Source organism: Cupriavidus sp. 01L46 (assembly GCF_056399905.1).
In genome coordinates, this window is the sequence record NZ_JBFTSF010000531.1 from 1 (window position 1) to 2,204 (window position 2,204).

Consider the following 2,204-nt stretch of genomic DNA (forward strand, 5'->3'; position numbering starts at 1 on the left):
GTTCGCGGACGGGGCGACGATCCCTGCGCTGCATGGCAACAATACGTCCGATTGCGGCGGCAAAGGCGTGTCGCCGCAGGTGTCGTGGTCGAATCTTCCCGCCGGCACCAGGTCCATGGCGGTGCTGCTACTGGATCCCGACGGCAATATGGGGCTAGGTAATTCGCATTGGGTTGCCTACAACATCGCCGCCGATCGCGGCCAGCTGAAGGAAGGCGAGGGCCAGACCAGTGGCCAAGGCGTCACCATTGGCAAGAGTGTCCGCGGCGAGCCGATTTATCGAGGACCTTGTCCGCCGGTTGGTGATGCGCCGCACCATTATGTGTTGACCGTCATCGCCACAGACCTTGCGCCAACCGCGCTGCCGCCCGGCCTGACCAGGGACGAACTGATGCAGGCGCTAAAGGGCCATGCGCTTGGCGGCCAAAGCGTCATTGGAAGATATGCGCGCTAAACGGTGGCGCAGCTTTTTGAGCGCACCTTTCATGAGCAAGAGGCTACGGGCATCGGGCCATCAGCAATAGCGCTTCACAATCACGCTCGGAAATACCCCGGCAATTGCCACAACAGCAATACACCATGACCCGCCACGCCGGCGCTGCGCGAGTGTTGCCCGCGCGGCGGCGGCCATCACAGGGCTGCAACCAGCACCGCTGCCAATAGCGCGCCAACGTGATGTCGAACATCACGCAATGATGCTTGGCGGGCTCGATCCTCTCGCTACGATTTCGTGCTGCTGCCGCAGGCAAGGCGCATCGTCGCCGCATGCGGCGAACTCGCCGTTGGCAACGCGCGCCGAAAAAATCCCTTGAGTTTCAAAACTACGACTCATAGAATCGGAGTTATGGGCCGGCGCGTCGCACAGCGTGCGAGGTCCGGCGGCTTGAACGCAAGCGTAAATTCAGAGGAGTTGCATGATGGCTAAACGTATCCTGATCGTTGGCGCCGGCTTCGCCGGYATGTGGAGTGCCCTGAGCGCGGCGCGCCTGATCGACCTGCACGGCCAGAAGGATGTGGAGATCGCACTGATCGCGCCCCAGCCGGAACTGCATGTGCGTCCGCGCYTCTATGARGYRGGTGCYGCGCRGATGMGGGCGCCGCTSMASGASATCTTCRATGCGGTYGGCGTCAGGTTCATCCAGGGCACCGTCGAGCGCATCCATGCGAGCCGCAATGAAGTCGAGGTGGTTGGCGTCGATCAAGCGAGGTCAACGCTGTCCTATGACCGCCTCGTGCTCGCGACGGGCAGCCGCCTGTTCCGCCCGCAGATCCCGGGCCTGGACAAGCATGCATTCAGCGTGGACCAGATCGATGAGGCGGCCGAGCTGGAGGCGCATATCAAGCGCCTTGCCGATCATCCGGCATCCGCCGCGCGCAATACCATCGTGGTGGCCGGTGGCGGCTTCACCGGCATCGAGACCGCGGCCGAAATGCCGGCGCGCCTGCGCGAAGCGCTGGGCGAGGACGCCGAGGTGAACGTCATCGTGGTCGATCGCCATGACGAGGTGGCCGCCGAGCTCGGCGCCGGCCCGCGTCCCGTCATCACGCAAGCGCTTGAAGCGCTTGGCGTGACCTGGCGGCTAGGCGCGTCGGTGGCGTCGGTCGACGAGAACGGCCTGACCACGGCGGACGGCGAGCGCATCGATGCCAAGACGGTGATCTGGACGGCGGGCGTGCGCGCCAGCGCGCTCACGCAGCAGATCCCCGCGCAGCGCGATGCATTCGGTCGCCTGCATGTGGACAGCAACCTGCGCGTCAAGGGCGTGGATGCCGTGTTTGCCACCGGTGATGTCGCCTATGCCGCCACGGACGATGATGGCAACTATGCCGCGATGTCGTGCCAGCACGCGATGAACCTTGGCCGCTCGGCGGGGCACAACGTTGCCGCGGACCTGCTCGGCCTCGCACCGATCCCCTACCGCCAGCCGAGGTACGTCACCTGCCTGGACCTGGGTCCGTGGGGCGCGGTCTACACCGAGGGCTGGGAGCGCGAAGTGAAGCTCGTTGGCGCGGATGCCAAGGCGCTCAAGGGCCGGATCAACGCCGAGTGGATCTATCCGCCCAGCGCCGATCGCGCGCAGGCACTGGCCGCGGCCAATCCCGATCGTACCGTGGTCGCGTAATTTCCTTGCGATGACTGGCCAGAATCGCTGTCGCCCGGCCTAGTCCTTGTCTGCCGTATCGCGCTCGCCACGCCGGTGGGT

2 protein-coding genes are annotated in these 2,204 nt (G+C 65.1%); both read left to right on the plus strand.

The window, feature by feature from the left end:
* Positions 1-454: YbhB/YbcL family Raf kinase inhibitor-like protein (locus AC1DS3_RS37960; RefSeq protein WP_477129282.1), on the plus strand; the 454-nt coding region annotated here is incomplete at its 5' end.
* Positions 455-917: 463 nt separating this feature from the next.
* Entirely contained in the window at positions 918-2,123 is a 1,206-nt protein-coding gene (locus AC1DS3_RS37965) for an NAD(P)/FAD-dependent oxidoreductase (protein ID WP_477129283.1), read from the plus strand.
* The last annotated feature ends 81 nt before the right edge of the window (positions 2,124-2,204 follow it).